At 61.2% G+C, this 21,584-nt stretch carries 24 protein-coding genes; all 24 read right to left on the reverse strand.

All coding sequences use genetic code 11. From position 1 onward, the window contains the following. Nucleotides 1-69: 69 nt before the first annotated feature. Complete coding sequence (gene atpD, locus UIB01_RS21670) at nt 70-1,446, reverse strand: F0F1 ATP synthase subunit beta (protein ID WP_003303688.1); 1,377 nt, start codon at nt 1,444-1,446, stop codon at nt 70-72. A gap of 30 nt (nt 1,447-1,476) precedes the next feature. Then, nucleotides 1,477-2,343 carry a F0F1 ATP synthase subunit gamma gene (atpG, locus tag UIB01_RS21675; protein WP_014822269.1) on the reverse strand — a complete coding sequence of 289 codons (867 nt, stop codon included), beginning with the start codon at nt 2,341-2,343 and terminating at the stop codon, nt 1,477-1,479. A 50-nt stretch (nt 2,344-2,393) separates the two neighbouring features. Further along, on the reverse strand, nt 2,394-3,938 hold the full coding sequence (gene atpA, locus UIB01_RS21680) for a F0F1 ATP synthase subunit alpha (RefSeq protein WP_003291823.1): 1,545 nt from the start codon (nt 3,936-3,938) through the stop codon (nt 2,394-2,396). Nucleotides 3,939-3,953: 15 nt separating this feature from the next. Next, entirely contained in the window at nt 3,954-4,490 is a 537-nt protein-coding gene (locus UIB01_RS21685; protein ID WP_015278976.1) for a F0F1 ATP synthase subunit delta, read from the reverse strand. A gap of 12 nt (nt 4,491-4,502) precedes the next feature. Beyond that, on the reverse strand, nt 4,503-4,973 hold the full coding sequence (locus UIB01_RS21690; RefSeq protein ID WP_015278977.1) for a F0F1 ATP synthase subunit B: 471 nt from the start codon (nt 4,971-4,973) through the stop codon (nt 4,503-4,505). Nucleotides 4,974-5,065: 92 nt separating this feature from the next. After that, entirely contained in the window at nt 5,066-5,293 is a 228-nt protein-coding gene (gene atpE, locus UIB01_RS21695) for a F0F1 ATP synthase subunit C (protein ID WP_003290909.1), read from the reverse strand. Nucleotides 5,294-5,350: 57 nt separating this feature from the next. Continuing rightward, nucleotides 5,351-6,205, reverse strand: a complete 855-nt coding sequence (gene atpB / locus UIB01_RS21700) for a F0F1 ATP synthase subunit A (protein ID WP_015278978.1) — start codon at nt 6,203-6,205, stop codon at nt 5,351-5,353. Nucleotides 6,206-6,219: 14 nt separating this feature from the next. After that, nucleotides 6,220-6,618 (reverse strand): F0F1 ATP synthase subunit I, encoded by a 399-nt coding sequence (locus UIB01_RS21705; protein ID WP_080695124.1) that lies wholly within the window; start codon nt 6,616-6,618, stop codon nt 6,220-6,222. Between the two features lie 133 nt (nt 6,619-6,751). Beyond that, the gene (locus UIB01_RS21710; protein WP_015278980.1) at nt 6,752-7,624 is read right to left on the reverse strand and encodes a ParB/RepB/Spo0J family partition protein; all 873 of its coding nucleotides are present in this window, start codon (nt 7,622-7,624) and stop codon (nt 6,752-6,754) included. A 9-nt stretch (nt 7,625-7,633) separates the two neighbouring features. Further along, complete coding sequence (locus tag UIB01_RS21715; RefSeq protein ID WP_015278981.1) at nt 7,634-8,422, reverse strand: ParA family protein; 789 nt, start codon at nt 8,420-8,422, stop codon at nt 7,634-7,636. A 19-nt stretch (nt 8,423-8,441) separates the two neighbouring features. Further along, nucleotides 8,442-9,089, reverse strand: coding sequence for a 16S rRNA (guanine(527)-N(7))-methyltransferase RsmG (gene rsmG, locus UIB01_RS21720; RefSeq protein WP_038665216.1), 648 nt, complete (start codon nt 9,087-9,089; stop codon nt 8,442-8,444). Beyond that, nucleotides 9,089-10,981 carry a tRNA uridine-5-carboxymethylaminomethyl(34) synthesis enzyme MnmG gene (gene mnmG / locus UIB01_RS21725; protein ID WP_038665219.1) on the reverse strand — a complete coding sequence of 631 codons (1,893 nt, stop codon included), beginning with the start codon at nt 10,979-10,981 and terminating at the stop codon, nt 9,089-9,091. Before mnmG ends, rsmG begins: the two co-directional genes overlap by 1 nt. A 354-nt stretch (nt 10,982-11,335) precedes the next feature. Beyond that, complete coding sequence (mnhG, locus tag UIB01_RS21730) at nt 11,336-11,803, reverse strand: monovalent cation/H(+) antiporter subunit G (RefSeq protein WP_038665222.1); 468 nt, start codon at nt 11,801-11,803, stop codon at nt 11,336-11,338. After that, nucleotides 11,800-12,060, reverse strand: a complete 261-nt coding sequence (locus UIB01_RS21735) for an MrpF/PhaF family protein (RefSeq protein ID WP_015278985.1) — start codon at nt 12,058-12,060, stop codon at nt 11,800-11,802. The genes mnhG and UIB01_RS21735 overlap by 4 nt, the downstream gene beginning before the upstream one ends. 2 nt (nt 12,061-12,062) lie before the next feature. After that, nucleotides 12,063-12,404: a Na+/H+ antiporter subunit E gene (locus UIB01_RS21740; protein ID WP_038665225.1), complete on the reverse strand. Its 342-nt coding sequence runs from the start codon at nt 12,402-12,404 to the stop codon at nt 12,063-12,065. Continuing rightward, complete coding sequence (locus UIB01_RS21745) at nt 12,401-13,921, reverse strand: proton-conducting transporter transmembrane domain-containing protein (RefSeq protein WP_038665228.1); 1,521 nt, start codon at nt 13,919-13,921, stop codon at nt 12,401-12,403. Before UIB01_RS21745 ends, UIB01_RS21740 begins: the two co-directional genes overlap by 4 nt. Beyond that, nucleotides 13,918-14,301: an NADH-quinone oxidoreductase subunit K gene (locus UIB01_RS21750; RefSeq protein ID WP_038665231.1), complete on the reverse strand. Its 384-nt coding sequence runs from the start codon at nt 14,299-14,301 to the stop codon at nt 13,918-13,920. Before UIB01_RS21750 ends, UIB01_RS21745 begins: the two co-directional genes overlap by 4 nt. 1 nt (nt 14,302) lies before the next feature. Beyond that, nucleotides 14,303-14,704: an MnhB domain-containing protein gene (locus UIB01_RS21755; RefSeq protein WP_038665234.1), complete on the reverse strand. Its 402-nt coding sequence runs from the start codon at nt 14,702-14,704 to the stop codon at nt 14,303-14,305. Further along, entirely contained in the window at nt 14,701-17,010 is a 2,310-nt protein-coding gene (gene mbhE / locus UIB01_RS21760) for a hydrogen gas-evolving membrane-bound hydrogenase subunit E (protein WP_038665238.1), read from the reverse strand. Before mbhE ends, UIB01_RS21755 begins: the two co-directional genes overlap by 4 nt. Nucleotides 17,011-17,284: 274 nt before the next feature. Continuing rightward, nucleotides 17,285-18,652, reverse strand: coding sequence for a tRNA uridine-5-carboxymethylaminomethyl(34) synthesis GTPase MnmE (gene mnmE, locus UIB01_RS21765; RefSeq protein ID WP_038665240.1), 1,368 nt, complete (start codon nt 18,650-18,652; stop codon nt 17,285-17,287). A gap of 73 nt (nt 18,653-18,725) precedes the next feature. After that, nucleotides 18,726-20,396, reverse strand: coding sequence for a membrane protein insertase YidC (yidC, locus tag UIB01_RS21770; RefSeq protein ID WP_038665249.1), 1,671 nt, complete (start codon nt 20,394-20,396; stop codon nt 18,726-18,728). Between the two features lie 2 nt (nt 20,397-20,398). Further along, nucleotides 20,399-20,644: a membrane protein insertion efficiency factor YidD gene (gene yidD / locus UIB01_RS21775; protein WP_038665252.1), complete on the reverse strand. Its 246-nt coding sequence runs from the start codon at nt 20,642-20,644 to the stop codon at nt 20,399-20,401. Beyond that, nucleotides 20,637-21,032 (reverse strand): ribonuclease P protein component, encoded by a 396-nt coding sequence (rnpA, locus tag UIB01_RS21780; RefSeq protein ID WP_038665255.1) that lies wholly within the window; start codon nt 21,030-21,032, stop codon nt 20,637-20,639. Before rnpA ends, yidD begins: the two co-directional genes overlap by 8 nt. 14 nt (nt 21,033-21,046) lie before the next feature. Beyond that, complete coding sequence (gene rpmH / locus UIB01_RS21785) at nt 21,047-21,181, reverse strand: 50S ribosomal protein L34 (protein ID WP_003290924.1); 135 nt, start codon at nt 21,179-21,181, stop codon at nt 21,047-21,049. Nucleotides 21,182-21,584: the final 403 nt, after the last annotated feature.

Consider the following 21,584-nt stretch of genomic DNA (forward strand, 5'->3'; position numbering starts at 1 on the left):
TGCCTCGGTAATCAGCCTGGCCCGCAGCTGCCGGTCAGGCTGGTTGGCGCCCGCGAACGGGCGCGCCAGTTACAGTTTCTTGGCTTTCTCGATGGCTTCGTCGATGCTGCCGACCATGTAGAACGCCTGTTCCGGCAGATGGTCGTAGTCGCCATTGAGGATGCCGGAGAAACCACGGATGGTTTCCTTCAGCGGAACGTACTTGCCTGGCGAGCCAGTGAAGACTTCGGCCACGAAGAACGGCTGGGACAGGAAGCGCTGGATCTTACGAGCACGGGATACCAGCTGCTTGTCGGTCTCGGACAGTTCGTCCATACCGAGGATCGCGATGATGTCCTTCAGCTCCTTGTAGCGCTGCAGCACGTACTGAACGCCGCGAGCGGTGTCGTAGTGCTCCTGACCGATGACCAGCGGATCCAGCTGACGCGAAGTCGAGTCGAGCGGATCGACCGCCGGGTAGATACCCAGGGAGGCGATGTCACGCGACAGTACGACGGTGGCGTCGAGGTGGGCGAAGGTGGTCGCCGGGCTCGGGTCGGTCAAGTCATCCGCAGGTACGTATACGGCCTGTACCGAGGTGATCGAGCCGTTCTTGGTGGAGGTGATGCGCTCCTGCAGAACGCCCATCTCTTCGGCCAGAGTCGGCTGGTAACCCACCGCGGAAGGCATACGACCCAGCAGTGCGGATACTTCGGTACCGGCGAGGGTGTAACGGTAGATGTTGTCGACGAACAACAGTACGTCACGGCCTTCGTCACGGAACTTCTCGGCCATGGTCAGGCCGGTCAGTGCCACGCGCAGACGGTTTCCTGGCGGCTCGTTCATCTGGCCGTAAACCAGGGCAACCTTGTCCAGAACGTTGGAGTCCTTCATCTCGTGATAGAAGTCGTTACCTTCACGAGTACGCTCACCCACACCGGCGAACACGGAGTAACCGCTGTGCTCCATCGCGATGTTACGGATCAGCTCCATCATGTTTACGGTCTTGCCGACACCGGCACCGCCGAACAGACCGACCTTACCGCCCTTGGCGAACGGGCAAACCAGGTCGATAACCTTGATGCCGGTTTCCAGCAGCTCGTTGCCGCCAGCCTGCTCTGCATAGGACGGAGCAGCGCGGTGGATGGTCCAGCGCTCTTCTTCGCCGATCGGGCCGGCTTCGTCGATGGGATTACCCAGGACGTCCATGATGCGACCCAGGGTCTGCTTGCCGACCGGTACGGAGATACCGGTGCCGGTGTTGACGACGTCCAGGCCACGCTTGAGGCCTTCGGTCGAACCCATGGCGATGGTACGGACAATGCCGTCGCCCAGCTGCTGCTGGACTTCCAGGGTGGTCTCGGCGCCTTGAACTTTCAGCGCGTCATAGACGTTCGGTACCACATCGCGCGGAAATTCCACGTCGATAACGGCGCCGATGATTTGAACGATACGTCCGCTACTCATGTTTGGTTCCTCTGAATATTTGAACCGTTCTTAAACCGCGGCAGCGCCGCCGACGATTTCCGAAATTTCCTGAGTGATCGCAGCCTGACGGGCCTTGTTGTAGACCAGTTGCAGGTCGCCGATCAGCTCACCGGCGTTGTCGGTTGCGTTCTTCATGGCAATCATCCGCGCGGCCTGTTCAGCTGCGCCGTTCTCAACCACCGCCTGATAGGCCTGGGACTCGATGAACCGTACCAGCAGAGCATCCAGCAGCTGCTGGGCGTCCGGCTCGTAGAGGTAGTCCCACTGACCTTTCTTGACCGGCTCGGCGTTCTCGTCTGCGGCCAGCGGCAGCAGTTGGTCGACCGTGGGCTTCTGGGTCATGGTGTTGATGAACTTGTTGGATACCAGGTACAAGCGATCGATACGGCCGTTATGGAAGCCGTCCAGCATGACCTTGACGCTGCCGATCAGATCATTGATCGACGGCTCTTCGCCGAGGTTGCCGATCGCTGCGACGACGTTGCCGCCGAAGCTGCGGAAGAAGCTCGCGCCTTTGTTGCCGATCACGCACAGGTCGACTTCGACCTTCTGATCGTGCCACTCCTTCATGTTCTTGATCAGGACCTTGAACAGGTTGATGTTCAGGCCACCGCAAAGACCACGATCGGTCGACACGACGATGTAGCCGACACGCTTGACCGGACGCTCTACCATGAACGGATGACGGTATTCCGGGTTGGCAAAGGCCAGATGGCCGATTACCTGCCGGATCCGCTCCGCATAAGGGCGGCTGGCAGCCATGCGCATCTGTGCCTTGCGCATCTTGCTGACCGCCACCTTTTCCATGGCGCTGGTGATCTTCTGCGTGCTTTTGATGCTCGCAATCTTGCTGCGAATCTCTTTTGCGCCTGCCATTTGACACCTATCGGGTTAGCAGGCGGGAGCCTCACGGCTCCCGCTGCGGCTTACCAGCTTTGAGTGGCCTTGAACTTCTCGATACCGGCCTTCAGGCCTGCGTCGATTTCGTCATTGAAGTCACCCTTCACGTTGATCTTCGCCATCAGATCGGCGAACTCGCGGTTGAAGAAGGCGATCAGGGCCTGCTCGAAGGCGCCAACCTTGGCCACTTCCACGTCCGTCAGGAAACCGCGCTCGGCGGCGTACAGGGACAGGGACATGTCGGCGATGGACATCGGCGCGTACTGCTTCTGCTTCATCAGCTCGGTAACGCGCTGACCATGCTCCAGCTGCTTGCGGGTTGCTTCGTCGAGATCCGAAGCGAACTGCGCGAATGCAGCCAGTTCACGGTACTGAGCCAGAGCGGTACGGATACCACCAGACAGCTTCTTGACGATCTTGGTCTGAGCAGCACCACCCACGCGAGATACCGAGATACCGGCGTTGACGGCCGGACGGATACCTGCGTTGAACATGGCCGATTCCAGGAAGATCTGACCGTCGGTGATCGAAATCACGTTGGTCGGAACGAACGCGGAAACATCGCCCGCCTGGGTTTCGATGATCGGCAGAGCGGTCAGCGAACCGGTTTTGCCAGTTACCGCACCGTTGGTGAACTTCTCGACATACTCTTCGGAAACGCGCGACGCACGCTCCAGCAGGCGGCTGTGGAGATAGAACACGTCGCCTGGGTAGGCTTCACGTCCCGGCGGACGACGCAGCAGCAGGGAGATCTGGCGGTACGCCACAGCCTGCTTGGACAGATCGTCATACACGATCAGCGCGTCTTCACCGCGGTCGCGGAAGTACTCGCCCATGGTGCAACCGGCGTAAGGCGCCAGGTACTGCAGGGCAGCGGATTCGGAGGCGGACGCAGCAACAACGATGGTGTTGTGCAGCGCGCCGTGCTCTTCCAGCTTGCGAACCACGTTGGCGATGGTCGACTGCTTCTGACCGATGGCTACGTAGACGCAGCGGATGCCGCTGTTCTTCTGGTTGATGATGGCGTCGATGGCCAGGGCAGTCTTACCGATCTGACGGTCACCGATGATCAGCTCACGCTGGCCACGGCCTACCGGGATCATGGCGTCGACCGACTTGTAACCGGTCTGAACCGGCTGATCGACGGACTTACGCCAGATCACGCCCGGCGCAACTTTCTCGACCGCATCAGTTGCCTGAGCGTTGATCGGGCCTTTGCCGTCGATCGGGTTACCCAGTGCGTCGACTACGCGACCCAGCAGTTCCGGGCCAACCGGAACTTCAAGGATGCGGCCAGTGCACTTGGCGCTCATGCCTTCGGTCAGGCCCAGGTAGTTACCCAGAACCACGGCACCTACGGAGTCTTGCTCCAGGTTCAGTGCCATCCCGAAGATGCCGCCAGGGAACTCGATCATTTCGCCGTACATGACGTCGGCCAGACCGTAGATGCGTACGATACCGTCAGAAACGCTGACGACGGTGCCCTCATTACGGGCTTGAGCAGCGACATTCGATTTCTCGATGCGCTGCTTGATGATTTCACTAATCTCGGAAGGATTCAGTTGCTGCATGCCATGACCCTCAAATCAGGATTTCAACGATTCGGCCAACTGGCTCAGTTTGCCGCGGACCGAACCGTCGACAACCACATCACCGGCGCGAATCAACACGCCGCCGATCAGCGCAGGATTCACGGCCTGCTGGAGGTTGACGGTGCGATCTAGCCGCTTCGACAGGGCGGCAGCCAAAGTTTGGAGTTGCTCGTTGCTGAGCTCGAAGGCGGTTTCAACTTCTGCCTCGAGCGTTTTCTCGGCTTGCGCCTTGATGTCCTCGTACAGCTCCCATACGGTCGGCAGAACCGACAGGCGATCATTTTCGCCAAGGGTCTGGACGTAGTTGCGGAAAGCTTCGTCGGCGTCGTCACCGAGTAGACGCACCAGCCCCTGGACCTTGCTTTCGCTGGTCAGGCGGGGGTCGTTCAGCAACGCTGCGACTTCTGGGACTTCAACAGCGATGGCGGCCAGGTTGAGCATTTTCGACCAGGAATCGGTCTGTCCTGCGGCGCTGGCGAACTCGAAAGCGGCTTTCGCGTAAGGCCGAGCAAGCGTCTGGGTATTGATCATCGCTTGCCTCGCTTAGAGTTGGGAGGCCAGTTTTTCGACCAGCTCGTTGTGCACCTTGGCGTCCACCTGGGACTCCAGGATCTTCTCTGCACCGGCGACGGCAAGAGCCGCTACCTGACTGCGCAGTTGGTCCCTGGCACGGTTCACTTCCTGTTCGATCTCGGCGCGGGCGCCGGCGACCAGTCGCTCGCCTTCGGTACGTGCCTGCTGCTTGGCTTCCTCGATGATCGCGTTAGCGTGCTTATTCGCCTGCTCGATGATCTGGGCTGCCTGCTCCTTGGTCTCACGGAGGGTGTTGGACACCTTGTCCTGAGCCAGTTTCAGGTCTTGCTGCGCACGGCCTGCCGCATCCAGTCCTTCGGCAATCTTCTTCTGGCGCGCTGCCATGGCTGCCGTGATTGGCGGCCAGACGAGCTTCATGCAGAACCAGACGAAGATAGCGAAGGCGAGCGTTTGACCGAACAGCGTCAAGTTAATGTTCACAGCGATTTACCTCGTGCTATCTCGTTCAACGCGGGAGTCATTCCACGGCGACGGGGCTCGCCCGGCGAACCCCATCTCAAACCGGAAAGTGATTAACCGGCGACAACGAAGATGAGGTACATCGCGATACCAACGCCGATCATCGGCACGGCGTCGAGCAGGCCGGCCATCAGGAAGGTCTTGGTTTGCAGCTGAGGAGCCAGCTCAGGCTGACGAGCGGTGGATTCCAGCAGCTTGCCACCCAGCAGGGCGAAGCCAATACCGGTGCCCAGGGCACCCAGACCGATCATGATGGAGGCGGCGATGTAGACGAGTTCCATGTAAAGCTCCTGAAGCTAAGGGGGGTTAAGGTTTTTCGGTTAAAGCGTTAGCGGTTTTCAGTGATGTTCTTCATGGGCAGAGCTCAGGTACACCACCGTCAGTACCATGAAGATGAAGGCCTGAAGCGGGATCACCAGAATATGGAAAATCGCCCAAGGCACATTCAGGGTCCACTGCACGTAGAACGGCAGCAGAGCGATGAGGATGAACACCACCTCACCGGCGTACATGTTGCCGAACAGACGCAGTGCGAGGCTGAGCGGCTTGGTCAGCAGGCCGAGAATCTCGAGGAATAGGTTGAACGGCACCAGCGACCAGTGGTTGAACGGAGTGAACGCCAGCTCCTTGCTGAAGCCGCCGAAACCCTTGACCTTGACGCTGTAGAACAGGATCAGGATGAACACGCCGAGCGATAGACCGAAGGTTCCGTTCGGGTCGGCGGTCGGTACGATCTTGAACGCCGGCAGGCCCAGCAGGCTGGCCAGACCCGGAATGTAGTCGACTGGAATCCACTTCAGGCTGTTCATCAGGAACACCCAGACGAAGATGGTAAGTGCCAGCGGAGCGATCAGCGTGTTGCGGCCGTGGAAGGTGTCCTTGACCACGCCTTCGACGAACTCGACGCACATCTCGACGAAGTTCTGCAGCTTGCCCGGTACCCCGGCAGTGGCCGACTTGGCGGCGCTGCGGAACAGCAGAATGAAGATGGCGCCCATCAGCAGCGACCAGCCGAGGGTATCCAGGTGGAAAGCCATGAAGCCCATGTCGCGAGCTTCCAGACCAGTCTGAGCGATGGTCCAGGTGGCCTGATCGAGAACGGAGCCATCAGCACGCTCGTAACCTGCCGGCAGTTTGCCGTAGGTCAGGTTTTGCAGGTGGTGCTGGATATATTCAGCGGGGGTACTCGCCATAAACGCCTCAATGCTCAATGCTTCGGATTGTTTTTCATCAGCAGGAGCGCGCTTGCTCCGACTCCCAGAACCAGCAGATAGCCGGCAAACAAGGCGATCGGTTCCAGCGGTTTCACTCCCACGAACACCAACGCAAACAGCGCTGCTGCCAGAATCTGTTTACCCATCTCGCCAGACCAGAAGGACTGGATGATCGCCCGGGTCGAACGTGCGCCAAAGTAACGAAAGGCCTTGTACGCGAAATACACGTTCGCCGACAGCGCAATCAGACCACCGCACAGCGCGGAGTAGCCGGCGACCATACCAAAAACCAGGCCACATGAGACAGCGGTCACTACTACGACCATCGCCTGCATCAGCAATACGCGAAAAGCCGGAAGACGATGGAAGGGTGTTCTGTTGCGTATGTTCACCTGATTTCCATCATTGCAGCAGGCCGCGTAAATAATTGTCCGCAGTCAAAAAAGCGCGGCGAGTATAGGAGCAGGCCAGCCGGGGTTCAACACTCCGGTAGTATTTTCCGACCGGCACTACAAACAATTTGTATCAGCGGATGTGTGCCAATACGCCCTGCAATTCGTCGAGCGAACTGTAGCGGATAACCAGCTGCCCCTTGCCCTTCTGGCCATGCTTGATCTGCACCGGCGAGCCCAGGCGTTCCGCCAGGCGCTGTTCCAGACGGCTGATGTCGGGATCAACCTTCACTTCGACTTTGGGCGCTTCCTTGCTGCTCAGCCACTGGCGCACCATCGCTTCGGTCTGGCGTACGGTCAGGCCACGTGCGACAACATGCCGCGCGCCTTCGACCTGTTGTTCGGCCGGCAAGCCGAGCAAGGCGCGTGCATGGCCCATTTCCAGATCACCATGGGACAGCAGGGTCTTGATCTCTTCCGGCAGCGCAATCAGGCGCAGCAGATTGCTGACCGAGACGCGGGACTTGCCGACCGCGTCGGCCACCTGCTGTTGAGTCAGCTGGAATTCCTGCTGCAGACGCTGCAGCGCGACAGCCTCTTCGATCGGATTGAGATCTTCGCGCTGGATGTTCTCGATCAGTGCCATGGCGATGGCGGCTTCGTCCGGCACCTCGCGAACCAGCGCCGGTACGCTTTCCAGTCCGGCCTGCTGGCTGGCCCGCCAGCGACGCTCACCGGCGATGATCTCGAAACGGCCGCCACTGATCGGGCGCACGACGATTGGCTGCATCACGCCGTGGTTCTTGATCGACTGCGCCAGCTCTTCGAGCGCCTGCGGATCCATGTCGCGGCGTGGCTGGTACTTGCCGCGCTGAACCAGGTCCAGCGGCAGATGCTGGAGTTCACGGGTATCGACCTTGGCGGCCTCTTCCTGCATCGCCGAGACACTGGCGCCGCCGAGCAGGGCGTCGAGTCCCCGTCCTAGACCTCTTTTCTTGGTCGCCATGAATAGTCCTTATGCGAGGGCACCGCGGGCAGACTGGCGCTGGCGTCGCGACAGTTCGCCGGCCAGGGCCAGATAGGCCAGAGCGCCCTTGGATTGCTTGTCGTAGACCAGCGCCGGCATACCGTGGCTGGGTGCCTCGGCGAGCCGGACGTTGCGCGGAATTACGGTGTCGTAGAGCTTGTCGCCGAAATGCGCCTTGAGCTGTTCGGATACGTCGTTGGTCAGGCTGCTACGCGGGTCATACATGGTGCGCAACAGGCCTTCGATCTTCAGACTCGGATTCAGTGCCTGGCCGATGCGCTGGATCGAGTTGACCAGATCGGTAAGCCCTTCGAGTGCGTAGTATTCGCACTGCATGGGAATGATCACGCCATCGGCGGCAGATAACGCATTGATGGTCAGCATCGACAGCGACGGCGGGCAGTCGATGAGAATGTAATCGTAGTTCTCGCGGACCGGCGCCAGCGCCTCGCGCAGGCGTTTCTCCTTGGCCGGCAGATTCAGCAGCGCGACTTCGGCCGCCGTCAGGTCGCGGTTGGCCGGCAACAGCTGGTAGCCGCCGTGCTCGGAGAACTGCATGGCGTCGACCAGGCTGCATTCACCGATCAGCACGTCGTAGATCGAGTACTCCAGGCCGAGTTTATCCACACCGCTACCGGTGGTGGCGTTGCCCTGAGGATCGAGGTCGATCAGCAGCACCCGCCGGCGCGTGGCAACCAGCGAAGCCGCCAGGTTGATGCAGGTGGTGGTCTTGGCGACACCGCCCTTCTGGTTGGCAATGGCGAAAACTTTAGCCATGGTCAGTGTCTGTCCGGGGTCATGAAGTGCGGCGCAGTATCAGCAGATGGCGCTGGCCTTGGCAACCGGGAACCTTGAGTACGTGACAGGCATCGAGACGGAAGTCATCGGGTAGCCGTTGCAGCTCGTCGTCCGGCTGCACGCCCTTCATGGCGAGCCAGCGGGTTTCGGCATTGCCCAGATGGCGCGTCCAGCTGGTGAAGTCGTCCAGCGAGCTGAAAGCGCGCGAGGTGATGCCTTCGAAGGGTATGGCCGGCTGGTACTGCTCGACGCGACTGTGCACCACCTCGAGGTTGGCCAGTTTCAGCTCCAGTTTCACCTGTGTCAGAAAGCGCGTCTTCTTGCCGTTCGAATCAAGCAGCGTGAAGGCCCGCTCGGGAAACATGATTGCCAGCGGCACGCCAGGCATGCCACCACCGCTGCCGACGTCCAGCCAGCTCTGCCCGGACTCGGCAACGAAAGGCACCACGCTCAGGCTGTCGAGCAGGTGCCGCGAAACCATTTCGTCGGGATCGCGCACTGCGGTGAGGTTGTAGGCCTTGTTCCACTTGATCAGCAACGCCAGGTAGGCCAGCAACTGCTGCTGTTGCCATTCGCTCAGTTCGATGCCGAGTTCGCGGGCGCCGCGAACGAGTTCTGCGGCTTGGGATTCGCTGACCAGACTCATCAGGCGCTCTGCTCCAGCTGCTGGCCGGCATTGCGCTTCTTCAGATGAATCATCAGCAACGACACCGCAGCGGGAGTGACACCGGGGATACGCGATGCCTGGCCAAGCGTCTCGGGCCGTGCCTGGCCGAGCTTGTGCTGGATCTCCTTCGACAGTCCCGGAATCGTGGTGTAGTCGAGATCAGCCGGCAAGGCGATGTTTTCGCTGGCACGCAGCCGCTCGATCTCGTCCTGCTGGCGTTCGATGTAGCCGGCGTACTTGGTCTTGATCTCGACCTGCTCGGCGACCTGCGGATCCTGCGCACCGTCACCAGTCAGTTCGATCAGGCTCTGGTAATCGATTTCCGGACGGGCCAGCAGATTGAGTAGGTTGTACTCGCGGGCCAGCGGGCTGCCGAAGCGCTCGGCAATGGCATCGCCCTGCGGTGTGCCCGGACGGACCCAGCTGCTCTTCAGGCGCTGCTCCTCGAGTTCGATAGCTTCGCGCTTGGCGCAGAACGCGGCCCAGCGGGCGTCGTCCACCAGCCCCAGCTCGCGGCCCTTCTCGGTGAGGCGCAGATCAGCATTGTCCTCGCGCAGGATCAGCCGATACTCGGCGCGCGAAGTGAACATGCGATAGGGCTCCTGCGTGCCAAGAGTGATCAGGTCATCGACCAGCACGCCGAGGTAGGCCTCATCGCGGCGCGGACACCAGCTGTCCTTGCCCTGAGCACGCAGCGCCGCATTGGCGCCGGCGAGCAGGCCCTGGGCACCAGCCTCTTCGTAGCCGGTGGTGCCGTTGATCTGGCCGGCAAAGAACAACCCGCCGATCACTTTGGTTTCCAGGCTGTACTTGAGATCACGCGGATCGAAGTAGTCGTACTCGATGGCATAGCCCGGCCGCACGATGTGCGCGCTCTCCATGCCGCGGATGCTCTGCACGATCTGCAGCTGCACGTCGAACGGCAGCGAGGTGGAGATGCCGTTGGGATACAGCTCGTGGGTGGTCAGGCCTTCCGGCTCGAGGAAGACCTGGTGGCTGTCCTTGTCGGCGAAACGATGAATCTTGTCTTCGATGGACGGGCAGTAGCGCGGGCCCACACCTTCGATCACACCGGAGTACATCGGCGAGCGATCGAGGTTGGCGGCGATGATTTCGTGGGTTCGCGCGTTGGTGTGGGTGATCCAGCAGCTGACCTGCGGCGGATGCTGCTCACGACTGCCCATGAACGACATTACCGGCAGCGGGGTATCGCCTGGCTGTTCGGTCATCAGCGAAAAGTCCACGGTCCGGCCATCGATGCGCGGCGGGGTTCCGGTCTTCAAGCGTCCCACACGCAGCGGTAGCTCACGCAGCCGATTGGCCAGAGCGATCGAAGGCGGATCGCCTGCACGGCCGCCTGAATAATTCTGCAGGCCGATGTGGATAAGTCCGCCGAGGAAGGTTCCGGTGGTCAGTACCACGGAATCTGCGAGGAAACGCAGACCCATCTGGGTCACGACACCCCGGACCTGATCCTGCTCGACGATGAGGTCGTCCGCCGCCTGCTGGAATATCCACAGGTTAGGCTGGTTCTCCAGGGCTTCGCGGATAGCGGCCTTGTACAGCACGCGATCAGCCTGCGCACGGGTTGCGCGGACCGCCGGGCCCTTGCGGCTGTTGAGCACGCGGAACTGAATACCACCCTTGTCGGTTGCCATGGCCATGGCACCGCCCAGGGCATCGATTTCCTTGACCAGATGGCTCTTTCCGATGCCACCGATAGCCGGGTTGCAGCTCATCTGGCCGAGGGTTTCCACATTGTGGCTGAGCAGCAGGGTCTTCACGCCCATGCGTGCCGCTGCCAGCGCAGCTTCGGTACCGGCATGGCCGCCACCGATAACGATCACGTCAAAACGGGAAGGGAAGTCCACCACGCACCTCGTGCCTGTTCAGATTGGATTTCGGGAAACCGCGAAGTATAGGCACTAAGGCTGCGCTAAAGAAGGGCTTTGAACAAAAAATGACCAACCGGAAGCCGGACGGTCGCTGAATTGCATAAATAGAAAATAGAGAAGAAATATATAAAGGGCTTGTAGATATGTTTACTAATGGTGAAGCCACTTTCTGTGGATAAGGTTCGAGAACGTAGAGCCTACGGGCGGTCCAGCGTTTTAAAAGGTTGTGCTGCGCCTGGGCTGTACCGGTGTAGATCACGTGCGCTACCTGTTGATAAAGTCGTTACTTATACACAGCAGTGTTATCCATAGGGTTCAGGCTGGGGTTATCTACTTGGCTGAACCTGGGTTATCAACAAGGCTCGTCGGCTCGTCTACGTTGGCACGCAGGTCTGCTCTGCCAGGTTCTGGATTTCGCTGGGGAGGTCTTTTCTCGGTCTGTGCGAGATATTCGTCGAGCGTTAGCGGGCTGCGTTCGAGCACGCCATCCAGCGCATCGTCGCCATGCAGGCCGTCGAGCCGAGCCCCCGACACATAGGCAGCCCGCCCAAGCAGGTGACCAGCGATAGGAATGGTCAGCATCAGAAAGATCACGGTGGCGGTGCCGATGAAGGTGGCCTGGGCGTCGCCCATCTCGATCATCACCCCGACGAGGATGAGTCCGGCACCCACCGTACCGGACTTGGTCGTGGCATGGATTCGCTGCAGGGGATCGGCAAAGCGCAGCAGGCCGAACATCGCGGCGAACAGAAAGATCACACCGACCAGCATGAAAGCCACTGCCAGGATTTCGATCATTGCTCGCTCCTCCCCTTGCGCATGATGAAGACGGCGAAGGCGCAGGTCCCGACGAAACCGATCAGTCCGAGACCGAAACCCACGTCGAGAAACTCCCGGCGTCCGGTCATTGCAGCGACCAGCGCGGCGATGGCAACCCCAACGCCGGTCAGCATGTCCAGCGCGACCACGCGGTCGACCAGTGTCTTCGCGACGATCATTCGCCAGAGGGTCAAGGCCAGCGGCAGCATGACCAGGATCAGCAGCGTCGTGATCATGCTCACCACCTCTCGATGCGCGCGATGCGGCGCTCGAAGACTTGCCTGATCGACGTGATGATCTGCTCCGGCGCGCGGCCATCCAGCGCATGCACGTAGAGCAGGCGACGATCCTCGCTGACGTGCAATGCGCAGTTGCCCGGAGTCAGCGAAACCAGACTGGCGAGCACCGCGACGCCGAGGTCGGTGCGCAGCTCGATGGGTACCGCGATGATCGAACTCTGCATGTTCGGCGCTGGCGAAAAGGCAGCGGCAGCCACTGCAACAGACGAGACGATCAGCTCATAGAGGTAGATGCCGAGCAGCTCGACCACATCGAGTACTCGGCGCAGCAGGCTGGTCATGGGCGAGGCTCCAGGATCGGGTTAGCCGGCAGCACGGCCGACAGGTAAGCGCTGGGCTCCAGCAGTGCCGCGGCGGCGGTTTGCGAAAAGAGGATCAACGGTTGCGGCATGAAACCGATCACCAGGGTCAGCGCACCGAGCGAGGCGATCGCCAGCAGCATGGGCAGCGGTATCCGGCGGGCCTCGGCGCGCGGCAGTACCGGCTTCTTCCAAAAGGCTTCCATCCAGATCTTGCTCATCGAATAGAGGGTCAACAGGCCGACGAACAGCGCCAGCCCGGCTAACCAGTGCTCGCCGGCACGGAAGCTCGCGTCGATCACGAGGAACTTCGCCCAGAAGCCGGACAGCGGCGGCAAGCCGGCCAGGGACAAAGCCGGTACCAGAAACAGCGCGGCCAGTAGAGGGTTGCGATACATCAGGCCGCCGCTCTTGCGCAGATCGAAGGTGCCGGAGGCCCGGTGAATGGCGCCGGCGAGCAGGAACAGGTTCGCCTTCACGATGATGTGGTGAATGATGTAGAAGATCGCCCCGGCGAGCGCCGCCTGGGTGGATATGGCCAAGCCAAGCAGCATGTAGCCGATCTGGCTGACGATGTGGAACGAGAGGATTCGCCGTACGTCCCACTGCACCGCCGCACCGAAGACCCCGAACAGCATGGTGCCGGCCGCCAGCACCGCGACGATCTCACGGATACCGCTGTCCTCGACGCTGAAGATCAGGGTGAACACGCGGAAACAGGCATATACGCCGACCTTCGTCAGCAGCCCGGCGAAGATCGCCGAAACCGTGATCGAGGCCGTGTGATACGACGCCGGCAGCCAGAAGAACAACGGGAAATAGCCGGCCTTGATGCCGAAGCCACAGAGCAGCAGCAGCGCCGACAGCGTCAGGTTGATCGACGGTTCGGTCTCGGGCAGCACCCGGGCGAGATCCGCCATGTTCAGCGTTCCGGTCGCGCCGTAGAGCAGTGCAACCCCGGTCAGAAACAGCAGCGTGGAGAACAGGTTGAGCACTGCATAGCGCACCGTCGCATCGAGCCGGGCGCGATTGCGGCCGATCGACAGCAGGCCCATCGCGGTGATCAGCATCACCTCAAACCAGACGTACAGGTTGAAGATATCGCCGGTGAGGAAGGCACCGTTTACGCCGGCCAGCATGCCCAGCATCAATGGATAGAAGCCTGCCTGTTCCTCGCGGCGGCGAATATCGGCCAGGCCGAAGGTCATCACCGCGGCGGCAAGGATGCCGGTAATGGCCGCCATGGCTGCGGACAGTGCATCGGCGACGAATACCACGCCGAAGGGAGCATCCCAGCCGCCAAAGCGAATCGCCAGCACGCCCTGCTGGTAAACCGCAGCGAGCAGCAGTAGCGAAGATACTAACAGCAGAGTTATGCACAGGCCGGTGACCAGTCGTTGCGCGCGGCGATGTTTCGACAGGCAGGTCGCCAGACCCGCACCGAGAATCGGCAGCAGTACCGGCCAGAGCGGCGCATGCAGGATCAGGAATTCGGTCACGGGCGATCCTTAGTGGCCGGGAATGGCGAACCCAGGCGCTCGGCTGCATCGATATCGCGCGTATCGACGCTGCCCGCGCTGCGGTAGGTCTGCAATGCCAGGGCAGCGAAGAACGCGGTCAGTGAAAAGCCAATGACGATTGCGGTGAGAACCAGCGCCTGGGGCAGCGGGTTGGCGGCATCGGCGGCCAGGCTGGTCTCGCCGGCGCGGATGACGGCGGGGACGTTCGTAACGATCCGCCCGGAGAGGAAGATCACCAGATTGATCGCCGCCGAGAGCATGGTCACGCCCAGCAGGATCCGCACGATATGGCGGGAAAGGATCAGGTACAGGCTGCAGCCAGCAACGATGGCGATGGCGAATGCAAAGAGCAGATGCATATCAGAGGCCCTCGTAGAAACGCAGGATCAGAGAAAGGATGCCGCCCAGCACGACCAGGTAGACGCCGATATCGAACAGCAGGGTGGTGCCGATATGGACGCTGCCGAGAATTGCCCACTGGTGGGCCAGGAACGAGTCGTCCAGCCAGAGGCCTGGCAGCCCGCCAAGCAGCGCAGCGAGGACGCCGCAACCGATCACTGTCATCGGTTCGAAGCGCAGCGTGGCGCGGGCCACGTCCACGCCACGGGCAAGCGCCAGCGTCGCGAATCCGGCCGCTGCGATCAGCCCGCCGACGAATCCGCCACCCGGCTCGTTGTGCCCGCGGTAGAGCACGTACAGCGACACCGCCAGCATCAGGCCGAAGAGAATCCGCGAGAAGGCGGCGAAGATCAGAGAATTCATGGCGCGGCCCTCCTGCGAGGCATAACGCGCAGCAGCCCCCACACGCTCATCGCGGCGAAGGCCACCACGATCACCTCACCCAACGTGTCGATGGCGCGGTAGTCCACCAGCACCACATTCACCACGTTGCGACCATGGGCCTCGAGATAGCTGGTCGCCGCATAGAACTCGGAGATCCGTCCATCCAGGGGCAATGCCACCGTGGCGGCCAATGCGACGAAGACCACCAGCGCGAAACCGGCCGAGAGCAGGATGTCCAGGCGCTTTTCCCGCGGCTCGCGGGTCGATGCAGCGCGCTCAGGCACCCGCAGCAGCAGCGCGACCAGAATCAGCACCATCAGCACTTCGACCGAGAACTGGGTGAGCGCAACGTCTGGCGCGCCATTGAGCAGGAAGATCAGCGCCGAGCCGAACCCCACCACGCCAACCGCGATCATGGCGCGCAGTAGCGATGGGGTGCGCGTCGCGGCAAAGGCACCCAGGCACATCAGCAGCAGCACGATGATCGAGGGCGCATCGAAGCGCCCGCCGGTCATGGCGATTAGCGGACGCGTTCCGCTGGCCAGCACGCCATAGCCGATGATCAGCAGCACCGCTGCCGCGACCGTGGAGGTGTAGCGGTGCTGATCACCGTTCTGCAGAAACCGGGTGCAGCGTTCGGCCAGGCGCAGGAGGCCGGCGAATGCGGCGTTGAAGCCGAAATCGCCAAGCACCCGGGCCAACCCCTTGTTCAGTGACAGCGCATAGTGGATGCGATGCCAGTAGGCGATCAGTCCGCCGGCGAACGCGACCACGGTGGCGCTCAGCGCGAGCATCGGCGTAAAGCCGTGCCAGAGCGAGAAGGACAGATCCACGGTATGTCCGACCAGCACATCATTGGCCGGCTGGATCAGCCCGCGCACGAGGAAGTCAGGCGCCAGACCGAACAGGAAACCCAGCCCTCCCAGTACCAGCGGTCCGAGGTACAGGCCCAGGGTTTCCGGATGCTTGATCTCGCTGCGTGTCTTGCCGAGGTAATAGGGACGAATGGCCGCCACCCCGGCGATTGCGGCGAAAACCGCATTGACCAGAACCGCCACGGCGACCACCACCCAGCCTGAGGATGCGTTGAGCTGGCTCTCGAACAGGTATTCCTTGGTAATGAAACCCAGCGTCGGCGGCAGTCCGGCCATCGAGATCGCCGCCATGCCGGCCGCCAGGGTGGTCATCGGCAGGCGTCGGGCCAGCCCGCCGATCTTGCTCAGTCGGCCCTCGCCTACTGCATGGATGGTTGTTCCGGCGCAGAAGAACAGCGCCGCCTTGTACAGCGCGTGGGCGATGATGAAGGCAATCAGCGCGGTCACCGAGTAATCGCCGTCCAGCCCGATCAGCATCACCAGCACCCCCAGCGAGCCCACGGTGGAATGCGCCAAGACCTCCTTGAAGCCATCAGTGGATAGCGCCCGTACCGCGGCCACCAACATGGTCAGGCTACCGACGATCACCAGGGTCGAGCCAAAGGCAGGGATGCCCTCGAAGATGAGATCGAAGCGGGCCAGCAGGTACACCCCCAACTTGACCATGGTCGCCGAGTGCAGAAAGGCCGAGGCCGGCGCTGGCGCTTCCATGGCCTGCGGCAGCCAGAAATGAAACGGCAGCTGCGCCGACTTGGTGAAGGCGCCGAGCATGATCAGGATCATCGCCGGCACGGCCAGGGGACTGGCCAGCAGCTCCGGCGCACGCTGCGCCACTTCGGAGAGTGAGAAGGTACCCAGCGTGATGCCGATCAAGAGGATGCCGCCGAACAGTGCCAGCCCGCCGCCGCCGGTCACGATGAGCGATTGCAGCGCGGCCTTGCGTGCTTGCGCGCGGTGCGAGTTGAAGCCGATCAGCATGAACGACAACAGGCTGGTCGCCTCCCAGAACACGAACATGACGATGAGGTTGTCGGACAGCACGGTCCCCAGCATGGCGGTCATGAACAACAGGATCAGGGTGAGGAAACGTGCAGCCTCCTCCTTCGGCGAATGCGAGAAGTAGGCGCCTGCGTAGATCGTCACCAGGGTGCCGATGCCGGTGATCAGGAGCACGAACAGCAGGGCGAAGCCATCAAGCCTCAGGGTCAGCGAGATGCCCAGTGCTGGCACCCACTCGAGGGTTTCGGTGATGGCACCGACCTCGGGAAGACTGGCGCCTTTCGCCAGAAAGAACAGGAACAGCCCGGCTGGCAACAGCGCAGCGACCCATCCCCCATGGGGAAAGGTACGGCTGACGATGAACCTGGCGAGGATCGCCCCCAGGAATGAAACGAGTAATGCAGCAAGCACGGCGCCATCCTCTTGTCGGGGATTGCTGGAAACGGCTGCGTGTTTTGATAACAAAGGTAGTTCAAAGGATGCGCCGACGGCTGTTACCAGCTATGTCAGGCGCAGCGGCAGGCGGGGTACGAAGGCTGCGAGAGAAGGATGGCTGGCGGGACCCTGACGGGTCGCCAGCTCAGTGTTAACGGCGCTTGCAGCGGGGCAGGCGAAGACTGTCAGCGTGCCGGTCGGCACATCGAAACGCCGCCCGGGCGGGGTTGCCCGAACGCTTTTTCAATTGTTACTTGCCTATGCAGAAGCTCGAGAAGATGCGCCCGAGCAGGTCATCGGAGCTGAATGCGCCAGTGATCTCGCCCAGTGTCTGCTGTGCCAGACGCAGGTCCTCGGCGAGCAGCTCACCGGCGCCGGCCAGCGTCAGCTGGTCGTAACCGTGCCGCAGATGCTCGTCGGCCAGGCGCAGTGCATCGAGGTGCCGGCGCCGCGCGCTGAAGCTGCTTTCGGTGGTCTGCTCGTACCCCATGCACTGCTTCAGGTGTTCACGCAGCAGCTCGATGCCTTCGCCTGAACGCGCGCAAAGGCTTAGCGTCACATGCCCATCGGCGCTGACGCTCAGAGCAATCGCCTCTCCGCTGAGGTCGGCCTTGTTGCGGATCAGCGTTACCCTGCTCGGCTCCGGGCTGAAGTCCAGGAACTCGGGCCACAGCGCGAGCGGATCCTCAGCCTCTGGTGCGCTGGCGTCGACCATCAGCAAGATACGGTCCGCCTCGCCGATAGCGCTGAGGGCGCGCTGCACGCCGATGCGCTCGACCTGATCCTCGGTATCACGCAGGCCGGCGGTATCGACCACGTGCAAGGGCATGCCATCGATGAGGATGTGTTCGCGCAGCACGTCACGGGTGGTTCCGGCGATATCGGTAACGATGGCCGCCTCACGGCCTGCCAGCGCATTGAGCAGGCTGGACTTGCCGGCATTGGGCCGACCGGCGATGACCACGGTCATCCCGTCACGCAGCAAGGCGCCCTGCCCTGCCTCACGCAACACTGTGGATAACTCTTCGCGCACGCCGTTGAGCTGTTCCAGCACGTGGCCATCGGCGAGAAAGTCGATTTCTTCTTCAGGAAAATCGATCGCTGCCTCAACGTAGATGCGCAGCTGAATCAGCTTTTCGGTCAGTTGATGCACCCGTCGCGAGAATTCGCCTTGCAGCGAGCGCACCGCATTGCGCGCCGCCTGGGTGGAGCTGGCTTCGATAAGGTCGGCAATGGCTTCGGCCTGGGCGAGATCGAGCTTGTCGTTGAGAAAGGCGCGCTCGCTGAACTCTCCGGGCCGCGCGAGTCGCACGCCGAGCTCGACACAACGTTGCAGCAGCATATCCAACACAACCGGGCCGCCATGCCCCTGCAGTTCGAGCACGTCTTCGCCGGTAAACGAATGCGGTCCCGGAAAGAACAACAGCAGGCCTTCGTCGATCACTTCGCCGTCGTCAGCATGAAACGCGCCGTAGTGCGCATGCCGTGGCGTTGGCTCGCGGCCGCTCAGGGTAATCGCGATCCCTCTGGCACGCGGACCGGATACACGGACGATGCCGACGCCTCCGCGGCCAGGAGCTGTGGCGACAGCGGCGATGGTGTCGCGAACTGGATTCATGAGGCCTCCTTTCTGGATGGCAGATAGCAAAACGCCCCAATCAAGGGGCGTTCTGCATTTGGCTGTTGAGACGTCAGGCTGTCTTCGCCGCCGCCTCGATCTGCCGGGTAATGTACCACTGCTGGGCGATGGACAGGACGTTGTTGACGACCCAGTACAGCACCAGACCAGCTGGGAACCAGAGGAAGAAGAAGGTGAAGATGATCGGCAACAGCTTCATCACCCGCGCCTGCATCGGATCCGGCGGTGTCGGGTTGAGCTGCTGCTGGATGAACATGGTCACGCCCATGATGATCGGCAGGATGAAGAACGGATCCTTGATCGACAGGTCGGTGATCCAGAACATCCAGGGCGCCTGGCGCATCTCGACGCTTTCCAAGAGTACCCAGTACAGCGCAAGGAAGACCGGCATCTGCACCAGAATCGGCAGGCAGCCGCCCAGCGGATTGATCTTCTCCTTCTTGTACAACTCCATCATCGCCTGGGACATCTTCTGGCGATCATCACCGAACTGCTCTTTCAGCGCCTGCATCTTCGGCGATACCGCACGCATGCGCGCCATCGAACGATAGCTGGCGGCGGAGAGCGGGAAGAAGGCGAGTTTGATGATGATCGTCAGGACGATGATCGACCAACCCCAGTTGCCCAGCAGCGCGTGGATATTTTCCAGCAGCCAGAAGATTGGCTGAGCGATGAACCAGAGGATGCCGTAGTCGACGGTCAGACGCAGACCGGGCGACAGCTCTTCCAGCTTGTCCTGGCTCTTCGGACCGGCATACAGGGTGGCGCCGGTTTCACCCTGGGCGCCCGCTGCTACGGTGACCGCCGGGCCGGTGAAGCCGATGATGTAGTTGCCCTGGCTGTCCTTGCGGGTCTGCACCTGGTTGGTATCGTCGGCCTGAGGAATCCAGGCGGTGACGAAATAGTGCTGTAGCCAGGCGATCCAGCCGCCCTGAACGGTTTCGCGCAGGTTCTTGTCATCCATGTCGCCCATGGAAACCTTGCGATACGGCTCGTCCTTGGTCCACAGCGCCGCACCGAGGTAGGTGGCGGTGCCTGTGGCTGTGCTCGAGGACGGGTCGCCACTCTTGTCGCGCTTGAGCTGGCCGAACAGATAACCGGTCCAGGGCTGGTCGCTCTGGTTGTCGATCAGGTAGTTCACCTTCAACGCGTAGTTGCCACGCTCCAAGGTGAAACGCTTGATGTAGTTGACGCCGTCAGCGCTGTAGTTCAGGTCCACGACCAGCTGATCCTGGCCTTCGCCCAGCTGGTACTCGGTCTTCTCGCTGCTGTACTGAGGACGCCCGCTGGCCTTGTCCGGACCATCGCCGATCAGCCCGCTCTGCGCCTCGTAGGTGCGCTCGCCACTGCGTTCGAACAGCTGGAACGGCACATCGGGACGATCCTGACGACGTGGAAATTGCGGCAGATGCAGCTCGACGATGTCACCACCACGCGGGTCGATGGCTACATCCAGCACATCAGTACGCACGCGGATCAGCTGGCTGCTCGGCGCCGTGGCCGGCAGGGCGCTAGCCTGTTGCTGACCAGCCACTGCTGGCACGTCATCGGCATTGCCTTCGCTGGTAGCGCTCGGACTGTCCGGAAGGGTCGGAACGCCAGGCTGGCTTTGCGCGGTTTCGGTCGGCAGTGCTGCCTGACCGTAGTCCTGATTCCATTGAAGAACCATCAGGTAGGCAACGACTGCTAATGCTACGAGCAGTATCGAGCGTTTGATATCCATGGTTACTCGGCCATCGGAGATGAATTGGAAGTGTTATGGGAAGGCACGGGATCGTAGCCACCGGGATTCCACGGGTGGCAGCGTCCCAGCCTGCGCAGACTCAGCCAGCCGCCACGCAACAGACCATGATTTTCGATGGCCTCGAGTGCATAGCAGGAGCAGCTTGGATAGAAACGGCAGTGACTAGCCATCATGGGGCTGATGGCGTACTGGTAGACCTTGATCGAAGCGATGGCCAATTTACGCATGGGTGCTGTTGGCGGCTCCAGGTTCGACGGCGGTCTTGGATGGGCTGCGTGACAGTCGCCTCCAAAGCTTGGCGAATTGCTTCGCCAGTTCGGGATTGTCCAGATCAGCCAATCCCTTGCGGGCGACGATCACGATGTCCCAGCCCGCCAGCTCCAACTGATGATGGCGAAAGGTCTCCCGTATCTGCCGCTTGATGCGGTTACGTTCAACCGAAAGCTTGACGCTTTTCTTGCCGATCACCAGCCCGAGGCGGGGGTGTTGCAGATCGTTCTCTCGTGCCAACAGCAGGACATTCCTGCCAGGCACCTTACCGGAAGGGGAGTCGAAGACTGCCTTGAATTGGCGGGGAGTCAGCAGTCGCTTTTCCCGGCCGAAGCCCCGACTCACTACCTGTTCCGATGTCAGACGGTCAGACGCTTACGGCCTTTGGCGCGACGACGCGACAGAACTTGACGACCGTTCTTGGTGGCCATACGGGCACGGAAGCCATGGGTACGAGCGCGCTTGATGGTGCTGGGTTGGAAAGTGCGTTTCATGGTGCGTTTACCTGGTGATCCATCGTGGGCCGGAATGGCCCCCTTTTAAGAGACCGGCGATTGTAGAGAAGCTGCCAGGCCAGGTCAATTTCCAACCAGCCCCATCGGGCTGAAAAAAATAAAAGGAAAAGAAATATAAGCTCTTAAGATGTAGTGCTTATGTATGTACAGGCCATTTTCTGTGGATAGATGGTTGCAGAGCAATGCTGGCTTAGCGTTCAGCGAAATTGAACTGGGTGGGTAACCGGTGTCTGGGCGGTGCAGAGCTTCTGAGCAACCTGGGGATTAAATGAGGAGATATCCACAGCGAAGTTCATGCCTAGCTTCCACACAGGCTTAAACACTGGCCTTAGGCGTGGTTATCAACAGGGCTCTGCTGAAGTTAGTTTCATATACAGAGCGC

Origin of the sequence: Stutzerimonas decontaminans (assembly GCF_000661915.1) — a bacterium.
GTDB classification, from domain to species: domain Bacteria; phylum Pseudomonadota; class Gammaproteobacteria; order Pseudomonadales; family Pseudomonadaceae; genus Stutzerimonas; species Stutzerimonas decontaminans.

Coding starts and splice junctions, on each gene's coding strand:
- atpE (WP_003290909.1), bottom strand. CDS start 5,293: ATGGAACTCGTCTACATCGCCGCCTCCATCATGATCGGTCTGGGTGCC.
- UIB01_RS21735 (WP_015278985.1), bottom strand. CDS start 12,060: ATGATCACGACGCTGCTGATCCTGGTCATGCTGCCGCTGGCCTTGACC.
- yidD (WP_038665252.1), bottom strand. CDS start 20,644: ATGCGTAAATTGGCCATCGCTTCGATCAAGGTCTACCAGTACGCCATC.
- rpmH (WP_003290924.1), bottom strand. CDS start 21,181: ATGAAACGCACTTTCCAACCCAGCACCATCAAGCGCGCTCGTACCCAT.
- UIB01_RS21685 (WP_015278976.1), bottom strand. CDS start 4,490: ATGATCAATACCCAGACGCTTGCTCGGCCTTACGCGAAAGCCGCTTTC.
- atpG (WP_014822269.1), bottom strand. CDS start 2,343: ATGGCAGGCGCAAAAGAGATTCGCAGCAAGATTGCGAGCATCAAAAGC.
- mnhG (WP_038665222.1), bottom strand. CDS start 11,803: ATGATCGAAATCCTGGCAGTGGCTTTCATGCTGGTCGGTGTGATCTTT.
- UIB01_RS21755 (WP_038665234.1), bottom strand. CDS start 14,704: ATGAATTCTCTGATCTTCGCCGCCTTCTCGCGGATTCTCTTCGGCCTG.
- yidC (WP_038665249.1), bottom strand. CDS start 20,396: ATGGATATCAAACGCTCGATACTGCTCGTAGCATTAGCAGTCGTTGCC.
- atpB (WP_015278978.1), bottom strand. CDS start 6,205: ATGGCGAGTACCCCCGCTGAATATATCCAGCACCACCTGCAAAACCTG.
- UIB01_RS21740 (WP_038665225.1), bottom strand. CDS start 12,404: ATGACCAGCCTGCTGCGCCGAGTACTCGATGTGGTCGAGCTGCTCGGC.
- atpD (WP_003303688.1), bottom strand. CDS start 1,446: ATGAGTAGCGGACGTATCGTTCAAATCATCGGCGCCGTTATCGACGTG.
- mnmE (WP_038665240.1), bottom strand. CDS start 18,652: ATGAATCCAGTTCGCGACACCATCGCCGCTGTCGCCACAGCTCCTGGC.
- UIB01_RS21750 (WP_038665231.1), bottom strand. CDS start 14,301: ATGCATCTGCTCTTTGCATTCGCCATCGCCATCGTTGCTGGCTGCAGC.
- atpA (WP_003291823.1), bottom strand. CDS start 3,938: ATGCAGCAACTGAATCCTTCCGAGATTAGTGAAATCATCAAGCAGCGC.
- rsmG (WP_038665216.1), bottom strand. CDS start 9,089: ATGAGTCTGGTCAGCGAATCCCAAGCCGCAGAACTCGTTCGCGGCGCC.
- UIB01_RS21715 (WP_015278981.1), bottom strand. CDS start 8,422: ATGGCTAAAGTTTTCGCCATTGCCAACCAGAAGGGCGGTGTCGCCAAG.
- UIB01_RS21710 (WP_015278980.1), bottom strand. CDS start 7,624: ATGGCGACCAAGAAAAGAGGTCTAGGACGGGGACTCGACGCCCTGCTC.